This is a genomic window from Pseudomonas tohonis, assembly GCF_012767755.2.
Classification (GTDB): Bacteria; Pseudomonadota; Gammaproteobacteria; order Pseudomonadales; family Pseudomonadaceae; genus Metapseudomonas; species Metapseudomonas tohonis.
In genome coordinates this window covers 6,335,564-6,352,820 of the sequence record NZ_AP023189.1, presented here as the reverse complement: position 1 = coordinate 6,352,820, position 17,257 = coordinate 6,335,564, and the positions used below count along the sequence as shown (strand labels likewise).

The window sequence follows — 17,257 nt, the reverse complement described above, 5'->3', positions numbered from 1 at the left end:
ATGATCGACGGCCCCTTTCGACGGAGTGAAGCCATGCCTCGCAACACCCTCGCCGCCACCTTCGGCTACGACGCCTTCCGCCCCGGCCAGGAGGCGGCGATCCGCTCGGTGCTGGCCGGCCGCTCGACGGCGGCGATCTTTCCCACCGGCTCCGGCAAGTCGCTGTGCTACCAGCTTCCGGCGCTGCACCTGCCGCACCTGACCCTGGTGGTCTCGCCACTGCTGGCACTGATGCAGGACCAGCTGGCCTTCCTCCATCGCCACGGCATCGCCGCCGCCAGCATCGACTCCGCGCAGAGCCGCGAGGAGGCCGCCGAGGTCATGGCGCGGGCGCGTTCGGGCGAGCTGAAGATCCTCATGATCTCGGTGGAGCGCCTGAAGAACGAGCGCTTCCGGGGCTTCATCCAGCAGGTGCCGATCTCCCTGCTGGTGGTGGACGAGGCGCACTGCATCTCCGAGTGGGGCCACAACTTCCGTCCCGACTACCTGAAGCTGCCGGACTACCAGCGCCAGTTCGGCATTCCCCAGGTGCTGCTGCTGACCGCCACGGCGACACCGGCGGTGATCGCCGACATGCAGAAGAAATTCGCCATCGCCCTTGAGGACGTGGTCACCACCGGCTTCTACCGCAGCAACCTCGACCTCGCCGTCGAGGCGGTGCCCGGGCCGGCCCGCCTGGCGCGCCTGGTGGACTGGCTGACGCCGCGCAAGGGTGAGCCGGGCATCGTCTACGTGACCTTGCAGAAGACCGCCGAGCAGGTGGCCGAGGTGCTGGTGCGCAGCGGCCTGTCCGCCGCCGCCTACCACGCCGGCATGGGCCATGAGGCCCGTGAGGCGCTGCAGCGGCGCTTCATGGCCGGGCAGGTGGACATGATCGTCGCGACCATCGCCTTCGGCATGGGCATCGACAAGAGCGACGTGCGCAACCTGGTGCACTACGACCTGCCCAAGTCGGTGGAAAACTACAGCCAGGAGATCGGCCGCGCCGGGCGTGATGGCGCGCGCTCCGGGTGCCTGGTGCTGGCCAATCGCGATGGGCTCAACGTGCTGGAGAACTTCGTCTACGGCGACACGCCGGAGCGCGATGGCATCCTCCGCGTGCTGCAGGAACTCAGGGGCGCGGTTGGGGAGGGCGGGCGCTGGGAGCTGACCCTCAACGCGCTGTCGGACCAGAGCAACATCCGCCAGCTGCCGCTGAAGACCCTGCTGGTGCAATTGGAGCTGCGCGGCATCATCGCCCCGCTGTTCGCCTACTTCGCCGAATACCGCTTCAAGTACCTCGTGGAGCCCGACGCGCTGGTGGCCCGGTTCGAGGGCGAGCGGCGCCAGTTCGTCGAGGCGCTGGTCGCCACCTCGCAACGGGCGCGAACCTGGAGCACGGTGGACTTCGATCGCTTGTGGAGCGAACACCAGGCCGAGCGCGCTCGGGTGGTCAAGGCCCTGGACTTCTTCCAGGAGCGCGGCTGGATCGAGCTGGAAAGCAAGCAGATGACCGAGGTCTACGCCTCGCTGCGCAGCGACTGGAGCACCGACGCCCTGGCGGATGAACTGCACGGCTACTTCAAGCGCCAGGAGGCCAGCGAGATCGGCCGCATCAACGCCATGCTCGACCTGTTCGCCAGCCACACCTGCCTCAGCCAGCGCCTGGCCGCCTACTTCGGGGACCACCAGGCGCCGACTCGGTGCGGGCATTGCTCGGTGTGCCGAGGCCAGGTGGCGCACTTGCCCGAGCCGGCGGCGCTACCCGCGCTGGAAGGGAAGGATTTCGCCGCGCTCTGCGACGCATTCCGCCAGCGCCAGCACGACTACGACGGCCGCGATGCGGGGGCGGAAAGCCTCACCCGTTTCCTCTGCGGCATCGCCACGCCGATCTTCACCCGCTTGAAGGCCCGCAACCTGCCGGGCTTCGCGGCGCTGGAGGACTACCCCTACGCCCAGGTGCGCGACTGGGTCAGCCGCCAGCTCGACCTTTAGCCCGGGCTTCAGCCCGGGATTCACCCTGCCCTTCTTGCAGCCTCGTTAGGCCACCAGGGCCCGGTCACTGAAGCTGGGCTGCTGCACGGCCTGGTAGGTGGAGATGGCCTGGTTGGCCAGTCGCGGCGTCACCAGGCCCAGGTCGGGCTGGGTGAAGGCCTGCTGATTGCCATCCAGCTGCAGACGCTGACGGGCGATGAAGTCCCCGGAAAGCGGGTTGTCGGGGTTCAGGTCATCGGTCTGCTGGGCTTCGATGTAGTCGGCGATCCGCTGCTGCTGGAGCTGTTGCTGCTGCAGCCGGGCGGTCTCGGCAGCGTTCTCGCGGATCTGCTGGGCCTGTTCCTCCCGCAGCGCCTGTGCCCGTTCCCGGGCCAGCTGCTGGTTCTCCTCGAACTGCTGCTGGGCTTCCTCCCGGGCGATACGTGCCCGCTCGTTCCGGGTGTAGATGGCGTTCTGGGTGGTGACCCCGGGCTGGGCGGTAATCGCCAGCGGGTCATTGGTCCGCGGCAGCGGGGTGTTGGTGAACAGGGTCGGTCCTGTCGGTGTGATTGCGATAGCCATTGGGTTCTCCCTGGTTTTTCGGCCTGGGAGCTTCAGTCTAAGGGCAGGAGAAGCCCTCTTTTAGGTCGATCGCGCATAAGGCTCGTGACTCGATCGTCTAGCACTTTTTCCATCTCCTTCTGTCCCGCCGCTTCGCTGTGCGGGCTCCCGTCGCGCTTGCATCGCCCGAGCCATGGGCGTTGCGAGCGATCCGTGCCGGAGGCGGCCGCCGGCAGCTGGGTACGCACGTGCAGGAAACGCCTCTTCGACCGTTCGTCGGTCGACGCTCAGCCGGGCTCGCCCAATTCGAGAATCTGCCCGAGCAGCCACTGCAGCGCCGCGTCCCGTTCACGTGCCTGCACGCTTACCACATCCAGGTGGAAGGGCCCCACGGCGAAGGGCAGCTCGTGCAGCTCCAGCGGCAGCAGGCGGGCGAAGTAGTGGGCCAGTTGCGTGGGCAGCACGGCCACCAGGTCGCTGCCGGCGACGATGTGGGCCGCCTGCAGGTAGTTGGGCGTGGTGTAGAGGATCTGCCGGCTCAGGCCACGCTCGGCGAGCCACAGGTCGACCATGCCTTTGGTCTGGCCGCCATGCACCCAGAGGTGGCGTAGCCTGAGGAAGCCCTCCAGGTCCGGCTGGCCTTGCAGCAGCGGGTGGTCGCAGCGCGCGGTCAGGCGCAGGGTCTCGCTCATCCAGCGGCGGCTGGCGAAGCGCGGTGGAATGCCCTGGAAGCGCCCCAGCACCAGGTCCAGCTCGCCCTTGTCCAGCGCCTCGGCGGGCAGGCTGGGGCTGAGGTGGCTGATGGCGATCTGCACGCCGGGCGCCAGCACCGCGAGGCGCTCCAGCAGGCGGGTCATGCAGATCAGCTCCACGTAGTCGGTCACGGCGATGCTGAAACGCTGGCGGCTGCGTGCCGGGTCGAAGGCCTCGCCGGCGACGAGGCTCTGCTCGATCTGCGCCAGGGCGGTACGGATCGGGCCCTCCAGCGCCAGCGCCCGGGGCGTCGGCTGCATGCTGCGGCCCACGCGCACCAGCAGCGGGTCGCCGAGCAGCTCGCGCAGGCGGTTGAGCGCGTTGCTCACCGCCGGCTGGCTGAGGGACAGGCGCTCGGCGGCACGGGAGACATTGCGCTCGCGCAGCAGGGCGTCGAGCACACGCAACAGGTTGAGATCGAACGTGGAGATATTCACCGTGGGAATACGACCTATCACAAGACTAAATTTCAAAAATAGTACCGGCTTCCTTAAGGTGTCTGGCGATTTTCGTATCCCCGCGCGCAGGCCCGAGCCACCGCAGAACAACAAGAGGACGATCCGATGACCCAGAGCCCCCACGACATTCGACAAGCCGCCGTGATCGGCGCCGGCACCATGGGCCGAGGCATCGTCATGAGCCTGGCCAATGCCGGCGTGCAGGTGCTGTGGCTGGACAACAACCCGCAGATGCTGGTGCAGGCCCTGGGCGTGGTCGCCGACACCTATGCCCACAACGTGCGCCAGGGACGCATCGACGAGGCCCAGGCGGCCGCGCGTCGCGCCTGCATCACGCAGGTGAGCGACTATGACGCCCTGGCCGACGTCGACCTGGTGATCGAGGCGGTGTACGAGAACCTCGAGCTTAAGCAGCAGATCTTCCGTGAGCTGGACGCCCGGCTTAAGCCCTCGGCCATCCTCGCCAGCAACACCTCGGCGCTGGACATCGACGCCATCGCCGCCGTCACCGGGCGCCCCGAGCAGGTCCTCGGCCTGCACTTCTTCAGCCCGGCGCACATCATGAAGCTGCTGGAGATCGTGCGTGGCGCCAGGACCGCCAGGCCGGTGCTGGACGCGGCCCTGGAGCTGGGCAAGCGCATGGGCAAGGTCAGCGTCATCGCCGGCAACTGCGACGGCTTCATCGGCAACCGCATGCTCCATACCTATGTACGCGAGGCGCGGATGATGCTGCTCGAAGGCGCCTATCCGCATCAGGTCGACGCCGCCCTGCAAGGCTTCGGCTTCGCCATGGGCCCGTTCCGCATGTACGACGTGGTCGGCATCGACCTCGAATGGCGTGCCCGCGAGCTGTCCGGCAAGGGCCAGGACGACCCGGCGGTGCAGGTGGACAACCGCCTCTGCGCCCTCGGCCGCTTCGGCCAGAAGTCGCGCATGGGCTACTACCGCTACGCCGAGGGCAGCCGCCAGGCCGAGCACGACCCGGAAGTGGATGCCCTGGTGCTCCAGGTGTCCGAGCAGCTCGGCTTCGAGCGTCGCGGCATCGGCCAGGAGGAGATCCTCGAGCGCTGCCTGCTGGCGCTGGTCAACGAAGGCGCGAAGATCCTCGAAGAAGGCATCGCCGCCTCCAGTGCCGACATCGACACCGTCTACCTCAACGGCTACGGCTTCCCCGCCGACAAGGGCGGCCCCATGAGCTGGGCCGATGGCCAGGGCCTGGAGGTCATCCGCGAGCGCCTGGAATACCTCGCCGGCCGCCACGGCCTGCACTGGCAGCCCGCTGCCCTGATCCAGCGCCTGGCCGCCGAAGGCCGCCGCTTCGCCGATTTCCAAGAGGAAGCCTGAGATGAGCTACACCGCCCCCCTGCGCGACATGCGTTTCGTACTCCATGAAGTCTTCGACGTCGCCGGCCATTGCGAACTGCTGGGCAATGGCCTGGACCGCGAGCTGATCGACGGCGTGCTGGAAGAAGGCGCGCGCTACGCCGGCGAGGTCATCGCCCCGCTGAACCGCACCAGCGACGAAGAGGGCGTGACCCTCGAAGGCGGCGCCGTGACCACCCCCACGGGCTTCCGCCAGGCCTACAAGCAGTACTGCGACAACGGCTGGGCCAGCATGACCGGCCCGGTGGAGCATGGCGGCCAGGGCTTCCCGCAGATGGTCGCCGCCAGCTTCCACGAGATGCTGATGGCCGCCAGCCTGTCCTTCCGCGTCTATTCCGGCCTCACCGAAGGCGCCGTGCTGGCGCTCTACAAGCACGGCAGCGAGGCGCTCAAGCAGGCCTATCTGGACAAGATGGTCGGCGGCACCTGGACCGGCACCATGTGCCTCACCGAGCCCCAGGCCGGCACCGACCTGGCGCTGCTGCGCAGCCGCGCCGAGCCCCAGGCGGACGGCAGCTACAAGGTCAGCGGCAGCAAGATCTTCATCAGCGGTGGCGAGCAGGACTTCTCGGACAACATCGTCCACCTGGTCCTGGCGCGCCTGCCCGATGCCCCGGCCGGGGTGAAGGGCATCTCGCTGTTCCTGGTGCCCAAGTTCATCGCCAACGCCGATGGCACGCCGGGTGCGCGCAACGCGCTGTCCTGCGGCGCCATCGAGCACAAGATGGGCATCAAGGGCGCGGCCACCTGCGTGATGAACTTCGACGGGGCCACCGGCTGGCTGATCGGCGAGGCCAACCAGGGCCTGGCCTGCATGTTCACCATGATGAACGACGCGCGCTTCCAGGTCGGCCTGCAAGGCCTGGGCATCGCCGAGCGCGCCTTCCAGGGGGCGCTTTCCTATGCCCGCGAGCGCCTGCAATCCCGCGCGCTGACCGGGGCCGCCGAACCCGACAAGGCCGCCGACCCGATCATCCATCACCCCGACGTGAGGCGCATGCTGCTGACCCAGAAGACCCTGGTGGAAGGCAGCCGCATGCTCGCCGCCTACTGCGGGCGCCAGCTGGACCTGGAGCACGGCCACCCCGACGCGGCCGCGCGCAAGGCTGCCGGCAAGCGCGCGGCGCTGTTGATCCCCATCGTCAAATCCTTCTTCACCGACATGGGCCAGGAAGTGGCCAGCCTCGGCGTGCAGGTGTACGGCGGGCATGGCTACATCCGCGAATGGGGCATGGAACAACTGATGCGCGACAGCCGCATCACGCAGATCTACGAAGGCACCAACGGCATCCAGGCGCTGGACCTGATCCGCCGCAAGCTGATGGGCGACGGCGGCGCGGAACTCCATGCGCTGCAGGATGAACTGGCCGCCATGGCCGAAGCCCAGGCCGGCCGCAGCGAGCTGGCGGAACTGGCCGGTGCCGTGCTGGCGCGCCTCAAGGAATGGCGCGACCTCACCGCCACCGTGCTCGACCGCGCGCGCCACGACCCCCAGGAAATCGGCGCCTGCTCGGTGGACTTCCTCCAGTACTCGTCCTATGTGTTGTTGGCCGGGCTCTGGCTGCAGGCCGCCGCCCGCGCCCAGGACGCCTTGGATGGCGGCACCGGCGAGGCGGATTTCTACCAGGCCAAGCTGCACAGCGCGCGCTTCTACGTGCGCCGCCTGCTGCCCCGCGCCAGCGGCCACCGCGAGTCGCTGCTCGGCGGCGCGGATTGCCTGATGGCCCTGCCGGAGGCGCACTTCGCGTTCTGAGTGGACCCCGCGTTCGCGAGGTGACGGGAGCCTTCCTGCCACCTCGCGAGCGCAGGGCCCCAGCAAAGAGGCTTCACTCAACGGATCACGCCGCACCACAACAAGAGGCCACCCCATGCAGCCCTTCAGCTTTGCCACCACCGCGCAGATCCTCTGCGAATCCGGCTCGGCCCTCCGCCTGGCCGAGCTGTGCCGCGAGCGCGATGCCCACCGCGTGCTGATCGTCACCGACCCGGGCATCACCCGCCTGAACATGCTCGACCCGATCCTTCCGGGCTTCGCCGCCGCCGGCGTGGCGGTGGAGATCTTCGACCAGGTGCAGGCCGACCCGCCGGAAGCGGTGGTGCTGCAGGCGGTGGAACAGGCGAAGGCCTTGTGCGCCGAGCTGGTGATCGGCTTCGGCGGCGGCAGCTCCATGGACGTGGCCAAGCTGGTGGCGCTGCTGGCCCATCCCGAGTGCAGGCAGGGGCTCAAGGACATCTACGGTGTCGGCAATGCCCGGGGCCGACGCCTGCCGCTGATCCAGGTGCCGACCACCGCCGGCACCGGCTCGGAAGTCACCCAGATCGCCATCATCACCACCGGCGAAACCACCAAGATGGGCGTGGTCTCCCCGCTGCTGCTGCCGGACCTGGCGGTACTCGACGCCGACCTCACCCTCGGCCTGCCCCCCGCGGTGACCGCCGCCACCGGCATCGACGCCATGGTCCATGCCATCGAGTCCTACACCAGCCGGCACAAGAAGAACCCCCTGTCCGACCTGCTCGGCCGCGAGGCGCTGCGCCTGCTCTGCGCCAACCTCGACGAGGCGGTGCACAACGGTCGCAACCGCGAGGCGCGCCAGGCCATGCTGCTGGGCGCCTGCCTCGCCGGCCAGGCCTTCGCCAACGCCCCGGTGGCGGCGGTGCACGCCCTGGCCTACCCGCTGGGCGGGCACTACCACATCCCCCACGGCCTCTCCAACGCGCTGGTGCTGCCCCATGTACTGGGCTTCAACGCCGAGGTCGCCGCGCCGCTCTACGCCGAACTGGCGCCGCTGGTGCTGGGCCGCAAGCTGCAGCCGGGCCACGACCTGCACCTCACCGAGCAACTGATCTTCGAGCTGGCCGACTTCAGCGAGCGCAGCGGCCTGCCCACGCGCCTGCGCGATGCCGGCGTCGCCGAGGCGATGTTGCCGCAGCTGGCGAAGGACGCCATGTTGCAACAGCGCCTGCTGGTGAATAATCCGCGCGAAGTCAGCGAACGCGATGCGCTGGCGATCTACCAAGCGGCGTACTGAGCCCATCCGAACCAGGGAACCCCATGAGCCAACCCCAGCACCTGCGCAGCGACTACCGCCACTTCCAGCCGATCACCACCCGCTGGCACGACAACGACGTCTACGGCCACGTGAACAACGTCGTCTACTACGGCTTCTTCGACAGCGCGGTGAACACCTACCTGATCGAAGTGGGCGGCCTGGACATCCACGACGGCGAGGTCGTCGGCTTCGTGGTCAGCTCCTCCTGCGACTACTTCGCCTCCATCGCCTTCCCCGATCGCATCGAGGTGGGCCTGCGCGTCGGCAAGCTGGGCAACAGCTCGGTGCAGTACGAACTGGCCATCTTCAAGGCCGGCGAAGACGAAGCCTGCGCCGCCGGCCGCTTCGTCCACGTCTTCGTCGACCGCACCAGCAACCGCCCGGTGCCGATCCCCGAACGCCTGCGCGCGGCCCTGGCGGAACTCGTCGTCGCGGATTGATCGCGGCGTCGGCAAGACCGCTCCCGGGCTGGAGCCCGGGCTACGGTTCATTCCCATGAGCGGTTCGCGGGCCGGGTTTTTCACCAGATCGACCCCGAACAGCCGGAATGGCGACATCGGCGGGGTGCGCTGACCGGTCGCTCTACCCTAATCGGGCTTCTGCCCGCAGAATGCGCGGCAAATCCGCTGCGCTTCCACTGACTGCAGGGCGATAGACCCTGCGGCCTGGCGAGTATTTCCGTTTCGGCCGGGCCGGGGTGGTGCAGCGGGGCATCTTGGGTATCGGCCGTGTCCACGGCCCCTGTTCAGTGAATCTGCCATGTCTTCGGAAAAACGCTCCATCCTCCAGCGCCTCAAGGGCACCAGCCTGGTGACGCGTATCCTCATCGGCCTCGTGGCCGGTGTTCTGCTGGCCATGCTCAAGCCCGAAGCGGCTGCGGCCGTGGGCCTGCTCGGCACCCTGTTCGTCACCGCCCTGAAGGCCGTGGCACCGGTGCTGGTGTTCGTCCTGGTGATCGCCGCCATCGGCAACCACAAGCCGGGCGAGCGCACGCACATCCGCCCGATCCTGCTGCTCTACCTGATCGGCACCTTCTCAGCCGCGGTGGTGGCGGTGCTGGCCTCCAGCCTGTTCCCGTCGACCCTGCACCTGAGCGCGGCGGCCACTGAGCTGGCACCCCCCGGCAATATCTCCGAGGTGCTGCTGAGCCTGCTTTCCAGTGCGGTGGCCAACCCGGTCAAGGCGCTGATGGAGGCCAACTTCATCGGTATCCTGGTCTGGGCCGTGGGCCTGGGCATCGCCATCCGCCAGGGCAGCGAGACCACCCGCGCGGTGTTCAGCGACCTGTCCCACGGTGTGTCGCTGATCGTGCGCGTGGTGATCGCCTTCGCCCCGCTGGGCATCTTCGGCCTGGTGGCTTCGACCCTGGCGGAGAACGGCCTGAAGGTGCTGGCGGACTACGCCCACCTGCTGGCGGTGCTGATCGGCTGCATGCTGTTCGTGGCCTTCGTGGTGAACCCGCTGATCGTCTACTGGAAGATCCGCCGCAACCCTTATCCGCTGGTGCTGACCTGCCTGCGCGAGAGCGGCATCACGGCCTTCTTCACCCGCAGTTCGGCGGCCAACATCCCGGTGAACCTGCAGTTGTGCGAAAAGCTCGGCCTTCACGAGGACACCTACTCGGTGTCGATCCCCCTGGGCGCGACCATCAACATGGCCGGCGCGGCGATCACCATCACGGTGCTGACCCTGGCGGCGGTGAAGACCCTGGGCATTGCCGTGGACATCCCCACCGCCATCCTGCTCAGCGTGGTGGCGTCCATCTGCGCCTGCGGCGCCTCGGGTGTGGCCGGCGGCTCGCTGCTGCTGATCCCGCTGGCCTGCAGCCTGTTCGGCATCCCCAGCGAGGTGGCGATGCAGGTGGTGGCGGTGGGCTTCATCATCGGCATCCTCCAGGACGCCGCCGAGACCGCGCTGAACTCCTCCACCGACGTGCTGTTCACCGCCGCGGCCTGCATCGCCAGCGGCGATGTCGACGAGCCGCGCGAAGCGCACATCGGCTGATCCCCCGGGCGCACGCCTAGGGCGTGTCGCCCGTCCTGGCGGTGGCGGGTTCGGCGAACCCCTCACCGCTGTCCGGTAGCCGGCCCGGGAGGTCGGACTCCAGCTCGATGACCCGCCGCCCGGCCATCCCCGCCTGGTCGATCAGGTGGCCGTGATGGCGCAGGAACAGCGCCTGGAAGGTGCCGTCCGCGCGGATCATCTCGAAGCCTTCGGCGAAGCGCCGTTCCAGCACCGGGTTGTCGTGGGCGAAGGTGAAGTACACCGGCATCGGGTATTTCAGCGCCAGGTGCTGCTCCACCATCAGGTCCGGCAGCGCGAGGCGGTTGGCGTCCACCTCGGCCCAGGCTTCGCTGAGGCCACGGTGGAAGTAGTCGAAGCGGCGTTGTTCGAGCATCGGCAGCAGGTTGCCGGGGTTGGCCATGCCCAGCACCGGCAGGTGGTTGCGGGCGAACAGCGGGAAATCGCTCCATTGGCTGCCGAAGCCGCCGGTCATGCGGCGCAGGCCGTCGAGGTCGTCGATGCGCGCGAAGTCGGCCTGGCGGTCCTTGCGGATGATCAGCACGCGGTAGCCGAGCAGGCCCTGGTGCATGTCGATGGGCAGCATGCGGAAGTCGGCCAGGCGTTCGCGGTTCGGTGGCACGTAGGCGAGGTCCACCTGGCCGGCCCTGAGCATCGCCAGGCAACGTTCCTGGGAGGGGTCCGGTGCGTCGCTGGGGGCGATGCTGGCGGCGCCGTAACGCTCGGCGGTGCGGGCGAGGATCAGGTTCGCCAGTTCGATGCGGTAGGCGTAGGTGACGGGGTTCTGCTGGCAGACACGCAGTTGCTGCCCGGCGAAGGCGGCCGGGAGCAGGGTGAGGAGGCAGAGCAAAGGTGCGGCGTATCGGATGAAGCCCATGGCGTGTCCACGGCGACCGGCGTGCATGCGCCAGCAGGGTAATGGCAGAAGATTACAGTCTTCTCAGACGCTTCGCCCGGCGGCTGTTGAGCAACTCGACACCCGGCGCTATTCTGGCGCGCGGTCGGCAGTTCACCCAGGCGTCACCGGTGCCCATTCGGGCAGCTAAACCTGCCACGAGCCCCAGGCTCATCCTCGACCGACACTCGTCCCGTGCCGCGTTGGAACCCGGCGACCCCCGACATCCTCGTCCGAGGACTTGGCACACACGAGGAACGAACTGTGTCCAAGACGCTTATCCCTTTCGCCACCCATGACATGTCCGCGCTCGCCCGCTCGCTGGTCCGCCAGCTGGAGGGACGCGAGCGGCCGCCGGGCCATGTGCAGATGCTCAACCTGCTGGCCCGCGCCCGGGGCTTTCGCAGCTTCCAGGCGCTGCGCGCGAGCCAGGTCGCCGAACGCCAGCTGGCCGAGGCGCCCGCCGGCGATGCGGTGGACTACGTGCTGGTCCGCCGCCTGCTGCGCTACTTCGACGAGCAGGGCCGCCTTAATGCCTGGCCGGGCAAGCACAGCCACCGGCGTCCCTGCCTGTGGATGACCTGGATGGCGCTGCCGCCGCGCATCGCGATGAGCGAACGCGAGGTCGACGGCCATATCCGCGCGGCGGCGAGCCTGGGTGACCACGTGTTGTTGCGGCGCGAGATGGTCGATGCCGGCTGGCTGGTGCGCACGCCCGACGGGCGCGAGTACCGTCGCGTGGAGCTGCGCCCGGAGCCGCTGGCGATGGCCCTGCGCGAGCAGTTGGGCAGGCGTTCGGCCTGATGCACCCGGCGCGCAGGGAGGCGCGCCCTTCAGGCTTCGTCGAAGTGGCTGCTATGCAGCAGGCAACCCAGGGGCGCCGTGTCCACCTGCAGGCGCGGCCAGCGTTGCAGCCAGCCTTTTTCCCGCAGGCGTTCGCTGAAGGCTTCCTGGCGCGGGTGCAGGGGGTTGGGGGTGACGCGCAGGTCGAGCAGGCCGGACTGGATGAAGGGCGTGATGATCTCGATGCCGCCGCCCGGGCGCAGGCGCACACCGATGGCGGTCTGCACTTCGGGCCAGTGGCTCATGGCGTCGCGGCTGTCGCGGTAGGGGGCGTCGCCGTTGCGCAGGTGCATGCGCGCCTGGTTCTTCACCGACCAGGGCAGGTGCCCGGTCATGCCGCGCAGGCTGTGCTCGATGCGCAGGTCGGCCTCGGGGTCGAGGTCATCGGGGTCGAAGTGGATGAGGTCGAGATCGGCGAGCGGCGTGGTGTCGCTGTAGCCGTGCAGCCGGTCCCAGGCCAGGTTGCGCACGAAGCCGGCGGCCAGCCAGGCATCGCGCAGGCCCAGGCTGGCGACGCAACGCAGGGCCAGCAGGCGCTGGCCGTCGCCGCGCAGCCAGCGTTGCAGGTGGGGCAGGGGGTTCTCGTAAGCCACCGGCAGCACCGGCCCCCGCAGCGTGCAGCGCGGAGGCTGGGCGTGTGGCTCCATGATGCTCAATCGCGGTGCCTGTGCTTGCGGTGCTTCTTGCCACCGCTGTCCTTGTCCAGCTCGCTGGCGATGGCGCCACCGGCCGCGCCGCCCAGGCCCGCACCGATGGTCGAGCCGGTGCTGCCGCCGAGCTTGCCGCCCACCACCGAGCCGCCGGCGGCACCCAGGCCGCCGCCCAGCGCGGCGCCGGTCTTGTTGCCGTCACGCGCGGTGATCACGCCGCCGGCGGCACCGCCGAGGCCGGCACCGATGGCGGCGCCGGTGCTGCCACCGATGGATTGGCCGACCACGTTGCCCAGCGCCCCGCCGATGCCGCCGCCGAGGGCGTTCTTGGTGGTTTCGCCGGCGACCACGGCTTGGGTCGCGAGCAGGCTCAGGGCCAGGGCGGGAAGAGTGAGGCGCATCGGGTGTTTCTCCAGGCAAGGTGACGAGGGCCGCTCGCCTGCGTGGCAAGTGGCCCTCGAACAGTAAGAGGCTGAGAGTGTTACGGGAGTTCTGTGTGGGGATGCGATCGGCCGGGATTGGCGACTAACGGTCGCGATCAGTCATCCCAGTCATGGTGGTGGCGGTGCTTGTGCTTGCGGTGGCCCCAGCCATGGCCGCGGCCATGTTCGTGGCGATCGCCACGGCGATCGTAGTAACGACGATCGTCACGGTCGTCGTAGCGGCTCTCGTTGCCCATGTAGTTGCCCAGTGCACCGCCGGCACCGCCGCCGGCTGCGGCGCCGATCAGGCTGCCGGTGTCGCCGCCGACCTGGCGGCCGATGACGTTGCCGCCGGCTGCGCCCAGGGCGCCACCGAGGGCCGCTTCGGTGCGGCTGCGCCGGTCGGCGCCGACCGCGCTACCCGCTGCACCGCCGACGCCGGCACCGATGGCTGCGCCGGTGTTGCCACCGATGGATTGACCGACGGCCGCGCCCAGTACCCCGCCCAGCGCGCCACCCACCCCGGCTTCGGTGGTGCCGCCCGCGAAGGCGCCGCCACTGGCGAGGCAGAAAGACAGAAGGAGGATCGAGGAGTGCTTCATGGAGAGGAGAGCCTCTGTGGTTTGGACGAGGCGATAGTTGCGAGCGGAGCGGCGCCGTACAAGCGTCTCCCGACGAATTGCACAGGGTTTTTCACAATCTCTAAATAATTGTTTTTGCTGGAGAACTTTGGCTGTTTCGGCGGTGTCAGAGGCCTATTCCAGCACTGCGTTTCGGCCCTTTTCCAGGCCATTTTCTGATGGCATTGCGCCTTGTCTTTGCGCCCCCTGCAGTGGGGGTGATTCCGCTTTTTCCCAGCCCTTCGATACGCATGATCGATGCAACCTGTTTGCGTCGTTCGCACCGTTTCTATCGCGTGCCTGGACCTGTGCGCGGGCGCGGAGGGGGCAGGTGCGCGCGGCACACCCTGCGGGAGGCTCCGTGCCCGCCCTAGGGTGTGATGCGTGCCGAACGGTCAGAGAATGCGCCCGCTTTCGTGTGCCGGCTGGAGGCGCACGGCGATGAACTTGGAGGTGGGTGTGTGGCTGCCGACGCCGAAGCTGTCCAGGGGCACCAGGGGGTTGGTCTCCGGGTAGTAGGCGGCGGCCTGGCCGGCGGGGATGTCGAAGGCGAGCAGGGTGAAGCCTTCGACCTTGCGCTCGATGCCGTCGTCCCAGAGCGAGACCATGTCCACCTTCTGCCCGCTCTGGTAGCCCAGGCGCTGGATGTCGGCCTCGTTGGCGAACACCACCTGGCGCTGGCCGCGCACGCCGCGGTAGCGGTCGTCGAGGCCGTAGATGGTGGTGTTGTACTGGTCGTGGGAGCGCAGGGTCTGGAGGATCAGGTCGGGCTTGAGGCCGCTGGCGCGGATGCGTTCGTGGATCAGGGTCTCGGGCAGCGGGTTGGCCTTGAAGTTGGCGCGGCCGCTGGCGGTCTTCCAGGTGCGGGCGCCGGCCGAGTTACCCAGGTAGAAGCCGCCCGGGTGCTGCACGCGCTGGTTGAAGTCGGCGAAGCCGGGGATGGTGTCGGCGATCAGCTCACGGATGCGGTCGTAGTTGGCGATCATCGCGTCCCAGTCCACCGGGTGGTTGCCCAGGGTGGCCTTGGCGATGCCGGCGACGATGGCCGGCTCCGAGCGCATTTCGCGGGACAGCGGCTCCAGCTGGCCGTTGGAGGCGTGGATCATGCTGAAGGAGTCTTCCACCGTCACCGCCTGCGGGCCGTGGGCCTGGTGGTCGATGTCGGTACGGCCGAGGCAGGGCAGGATCAGTGCGTCGCGGCCGACGGTGAGATGGCTGCGGTTGAGCTTGGTGCTGATCTGCACGGTGAGGTCGCAGTTCATCAGCGCCTGGTGGGTGCGCGGGCTGTCCGGGGTCGCCTGGGCGAAGTTGCCGCCCAGGCCGATGAAGACGCGGGCCTGGCCGTCGAGCATGGCGTTGATGGCTTCCACGGTGTTGTGGCCGTTCTCGCGGGGCACCTTGAACTGGAAGCGCTTCTCCAGCGCGTCGAGCAGGGCCGCCGGCGGGCGGTCGTTGATGCCCATGGTGCGGTCGCCCTGCACGTTGCTGTGGCCGCGCACCGGGCACAGGCCGGCGCCGGGGCGGCCGAGGTTGCCGCGCAGCAGTTGCAGGTTGACGATTTCCTGGATGGTCGGCACCGAATGGTGGTGCTGGGTGATGCCCATGGCCCAGCAGATGATGACCCGCTCGGCGCGGTGGTACATGCGCGCGGCCTGTTCGATCTCGGCGAGGGCGAGGCCGGACTGGCGCTCGATGTGGTCCCAGTCGGTGGCGTCCAGCTCGGCCAGGTAGGCGTCGACGCCGTCGGTGTGTTCGGCGATGAAGGCGTGGTCGAACACCGCCGGCTGGCCTGCGGCCTGGGCCTCGCGCTCCCACTGCAGGAGGAACTTGGCGATGCCGCGCATGGCGGCCATGTCGCCGCCCAGGGCCGGGCGGAAGAATGCGGTGTTCAGCGGGGCGGAGCCGTTGGTGAGCATCTCCAGGGCGTGCTGGGGATGCTGGAAGCGTTCCAGGCCGCGCTCCTTGAGCGGGTTGAAGGCGACCACCTGGGCGCCGCGCTTCACCGCCTCGCGCAGCGGTTCGAGCATGCGCGGGTGGTTGGTGCCGGGGTTCTGGCCGAGGACGAAGATGGCGTCGGCGTGCTCGAAGTCGGCGAAGGTCACGCTGCCCTTGCCGACCCCCACGCTCTGGCCGAGGGCCACGCCGCTGGCCTCGTGGCACATGTTCGAGCAGTCGGGGAAGTTGTTGGTGCCGTAGGCGCGGACGAACAGCTGGTAGAGGTAGGCGGCTTCGTTGCTGGCGCGGCCGGAGGTGTAGAACTCGGCCTGGTTCGGGTCGGGCAGGCGCTTGAGGTGGCTGGCGACCAGGGCGAAGGCGTCGTCCCAGCTGACCGGCAGGTAGTGGTCGCTGGCGGCGTCGTAGCGCATCGGCTGGGTCAGGCGGCCCTGGTATTCGAGCCAGTAGTCGCTCTGCTCGCGCAGCTGGCTGACGCTGTAGCGGGCGAAGAAGGCGGCGTCGACGCGGCGCTTGGTGGCTTCCCAGTTGACCGCCTTGGCGCCGTTCTCGCAGAACTTGATGCGGCCGTCTTCGGGGGAGTCGCCCCAGGCGCAGCCGGGGCAGTCGAAGCCGCCGTTCTGGTTGGTCTTGAGCAGGGCGCGCAGGTTCTTGAACGGCTGCTTACTGTCGAGCCAGAAGTGAGCGACGCTCTTCAGCGCGCCCCAGCCGGCGGCGGCGCCGTTGTAGGGCTTGTAGCGGGGATGCACGGGTTGCAGGCTCATGGCTGTACTTCTTCTGTCCGGGGCGCCGGGCTGTAGACCCGGGGCGCGCTGTGATGGGGCAGGTGGATCAGGTTCAGGTTGTGCCGGCGCGCCCATTGCACGGTGAGTGCCGTGGGGGCCGAGAGGCTGACCAGGGTGCCGAGGCCGGCACGCACCGCCTTGTGGATGAGTTCCAGGCTGCAGCGGCTGGTGACCACGGCGAAACCGGCGCGCGGGTCAAGCTTGTGCCGCAGGACGGCGCCGATGAGTTTGTCGAGGGCGTTGTGGCGGCCGATGTCTTCGCGGCACAGCGCCAGTTCGCCGCTGGCGTCGACGAAGAGCGCGGCGTGCAGGGCGCCGCTGCGGCGCGCGAGGTCCTGCTTGGCGGCGATGCGCTGGCGCAGGTCGGCCAGGTGCTCCGGCGGGGGCAGCGGCTGTGGCTGCAGCACGGCGAGGGTGGGCAGGGCCTGCTCCAGGGCCTCCACGCCGCAAAGGCCGCAGCCGGTGGTGCCGGCCAGTTGGCGGCGCTGGTCCTTCAGGGCCCAGAAGGCGCGGTTGGCGATTTCCACCTCGGCCTGGCGGGCGTCGTCGCAGCCCCCGAGGCGGGTGTCATAGATGTCATCGATCGAATCGACGATACCGGCGCTGAGGCTGAAGCCCGCGATGAAGTCTTCCAGATCGGCGGGCGAGACCATCATCACCGCGTGGCTGATGCCGTTGTAGGCGATGGCCAGGGCGCATTCCTCGGCCAGCAGGCCCTCGCCGGTCGTGGCTGCGCCGCCCAGTTCGGCATAGGCATAGCCCCGCGCCTGGGTCACGGGCTCGGTGTCGTTGATAAAGGAGGTGGATAGCTGGCGTGGCACGGGTGGCGCCCCTGCGACGGATTGACACAGGCAGCCTAGGCGCTGCTGGCGGGGTCCGTCTAATCGCTATTGCCGATACTGTGAT

The 17,257-nt window shown here is 68.8% G+C and carries 15 protein-coding genes; 7 read left to right on the top strand and 8 right to left on the bottom strand.

The annotated features are described in order from the left end of the window. Nucleotides 1-33: 33 nt before the first annotated feature. Nucleotides 34-1,974, top strand: coding sequence for a RecQ family ATP-dependent DNA helicase (locus HSX14_RS29190; protein WP_173178589.1), 1,941 nt, complete (start codon nt 34-36; stop codon nt 1,972-1,974). A gap of 45 nt (nt 1,975-2,019) precedes the next feature. Here HSX14_RS29190 and HSX14_RS29185 read toward each other — a convergent pair whose 3' ends face one another. After that, a complete protein-coding gene (locus HSX14_RS29185; RefSeq protein ID WP_173178590.1) occupies nt 2,020-2,535 on the bottom strand; it encodes a hypothetical protein in 516 nt (171 codons plus the stop codon). A 266-nt stretch (nt 2,536-2,801) separates the two neighbouring features. Beyond that, entirely contained in the window at nt 2,802-3,704 is a 903-nt protein-coding gene (locus tag HSX14_RS29180) for a LysR family transcriptional regulator (protein WP_173178591.1), read from the bottom strand. A 126-nt stretch (nt 3,705-3,830) separates the two neighbouring features. Between HSX14_RS29180 and HSX14_RS29175 the strand changes: the two genes are divergently transcribed. From HSX14_RS29175 to sstT, 5 genes are all read left to right on the top strand, one after another. Beyond that, nucleotides 3,831-5,069, top strand: coding sequence for a 3-hydroxyacyl-CoA dehydrogenase (locus HSX14_RS29175; RefSeq protein WP_173178592.1), 1,239 nt, complete (start codon nt 3,831-3,833; stop codon nt 5,067-5,069). A gap of 1 nt (nt 5,070) precedes the next feature. Further along, a complete protein-coding gene (locus HSX14_RS29170; protein WP_173178593.1) occupies nt 5,071-6,861 on the top strand; it encodes an acyl-CoA dehydrogenase C-terminal domain-containing protein in 1,791 nt (596 codons plus the stop codon). A 115-nt stretch (nt 6,862-6,976) separates the two neighbouring features. Further along, nucleotides 6,977-8,140, top strand: a complete 1,164-nt coding sequence (locus HSX14_RS29165; RefSeq protein ID WP_173178594.1) for an iron-containing alcohol dehydrogenase — start codon at nt 6,977-6,979, stop codon at nt 8,138-8,140. A 23-nt stretch (nt 8,141-8,163) separates the two neighbouring features. Continuing rightward, nucleotides 8,164-8,601 carry an acyl-CoA thioesterase gene (locus tag HSX14_RS29160; protein WP_173178595.1) on the top strand — a complete coding sequence of 146 codons (438 nt, stop codon included), beginning with the start codon at nt 8,164-8,166 and terminating at the stop codon, nt 8,599-8,601. A 319-nt stretch (nt 8,602-8,920) separates the two neighbouring features. Further along, a complete protein-coding gene (gene sstT / locus HSX14_RS29155) occupies nt 8,921-10,165 on the top strand; it encodes a serine/threonine transporter SstT (RefSeq protein ID WP_173178596.1) in 1,245 nt (414 codons plus the stop codon). Nucleotides 10,166-10,181: 16 nt separating this feature from the next. Here sstT and HSX14_RS29150 read toward each other — a convergent pair whose 3' ends face one another. Continuing rightward, on the bottom strand, nt 10,182-11,060 hold the full coding sequence (locus tag HSX14_RS29150; protein WP_173178597.1) for a type 2 periplasmic-binding domain-containing protein: 879 nt from the start codon (nt 11,058-11,060) through the stop codon (nt 10,182-10,184). A 282-nt stretch (nt 11,061-11,342) separates the two neighbouring features. Between HSX14_RS29150 and HSX14_RS29145 the strand changes: the two genes are divergently transcribed. Next, complete coding sequence (locus HSX14_RS29145; RefSeq protein WP_173178598.1) at nt 11,343-11,882, top strand: DUF2087 domain-containing protein; 540 nt, start codon at nt 11,343-11,345, stop codon at nt 11,880-11,882. Between the two features lie 29 nt (nt 11,883-11,911). On the opposite strand, the gene HSX14_RS29140 is transcribed toward HSX14_RS29145, so the two are convergent. The 5 genes from HSX14_RS29140 to fdhD form a co-directional block, all read right to left on the bottom strand. After that, nucleotides 11,912-12,568: a nucleotidyltransferase family protein gene (locus HSX14_RS29140; protein WP_173178599.1), complete on the bottom strand. Its 657-nt coding sequence runs from the start codon at nt 12,566-12,568 to the stop codon at nt 11,912-11,914. Between the two features lie 5 nt (nt 12,569-12,573). Next, nucleotides 12,574-12,972 (bottom strand): hypothetical protein, encoded by a 399-nt coding sequence (locus tag HSX14_RS29135; protein WP_173178600.1) that lies wholly within the window; start codon nt 12,970-12,972, stop codon nt 12,574-12,576. Between the two features lie 137 nt (nt 12,973-13,109). Then, the gene (locus HSX14_RS29130) at nt 13,110-13,595 is read right to left on the bottom strand and encodes a YMGG-like glycine zipper-containing protein (protein WP_173178601.1); all 486 of its coding nucleotides are present in this window, start codon (nt 13,593-13,595) and stop codon (nt 13,110-13,112) included. Nucleotides 13,596-14,008: 413 nt separating this feature from the next. Beyond that, nucleotides 14,009-16,330: an FdhF/YdeP family oxidoreductase gene (locus tag HSX14_RS29125; RefSeq protein ID WP_173178602.1), complete on the bottom strand. Its 2,322-nt coding sequence runs from the start codon at nt 16,328-16,330 to the stop codon at nt 14,009-14,011. After that, a complete protein-coding gene (gene fdhD / locus HSX14_RS29120) occupies nt 16,327-17,172 on the bottom strand; it encodes a formate dehydrogenase accessory sulfurtransferase FdhD (RefSeq protein ID WP_173178603.1) in 846 nt (281 codons plus the stop codon). The genes HSX14_RS29125 and fdhD overlap by 4 nt, the downstream gene beginning before the upstream one ends. Between the last annotated feature and the right edge of the window lie 85 nt (nt 17,173-17,257).

Coding starts and splice junctions, on each gene's coding strand:
- HSX14_RS29175 (WP_173178592.1), top strand. CDS start 3,831: ATGACCCAGAGCCCCCACGACATTCGACAAGCCGCCGTGATCGGCGCC.
- HSX14_RS29170 (WP_173178593.1), top strand. CDS start 5,071: ATGAGCTACACCGCCCCCCTGCGCGACATGCGTTTCGTACTCCATGAA.
- HSX14_RS29130 (WP_173178601.1), bottom strand. CDS start 13,595: ATGAAGCACTCCTCGATCCTCCTTCTGTCTTTCTGCCTCGCCAGTGGC.
- sstT (WP_173178596.1), top strand. CDS start 8,921: ATGTCTTCGGAAAAACGCTCCATCCTCCAGCGCCTCAAGGGCACCAGC.
- HSX14_RS29160 (WP_173178595.1), top strand. CDS start 8,164: ATGAGCCAACCCCAGCACCTGCGCAGCGACTACCGCCACTTCCAGCCG.
- HSX14_RS29190 (WP_173178589.1), top strand. CDS start 34: ATGCCTCGCAACACCCTCGCCGCCACCTTCGGCTACGACGCCTTCCGC.
- HSX14_RS29185 (WP_173178590.1), bottom strand. CDS start 2,535: ATGGCTATCGCAATCACACCGACAGGACCGACCCTGTTCACCAACACC.
- HSX14_RS29135 (WP_173178600.1), bottom strand. CDS start 12,972: ATGCGCCTCACTCTTCCCGCCCTGGCCCTGAGCCTGCTCGCGACCCAA.
- HSX14_RS29140 (WP_173178599.1), bottom strand. CDS start 12,568: ATGGAGCCACACGCCCAGCCTCCGCGCTGCACGCTGCGGGGGCCGGTG.
- HSX14_RS29125 (WP_173178602.1), bottom strand. CDS start 16,330: ATGAGCCTGCAACCCGTGCATCCCCGCTACAAGCCCTACAACGGCGCC.
- HSX14_RS29150 (WP_173178597.1), bottom strand. CDS start 11,060: ATGGGCTTCATCCGATACGCCGCACCTTTGCTCTGCCTCCTCACCCTG.
- HSX14_RS29165 (WP_173178594.1), top strand. CDS start 6,977: ATGCAGCCCTTCAGCTTTGCCACCACCGCGCAGATCCTCTGCGAATCC.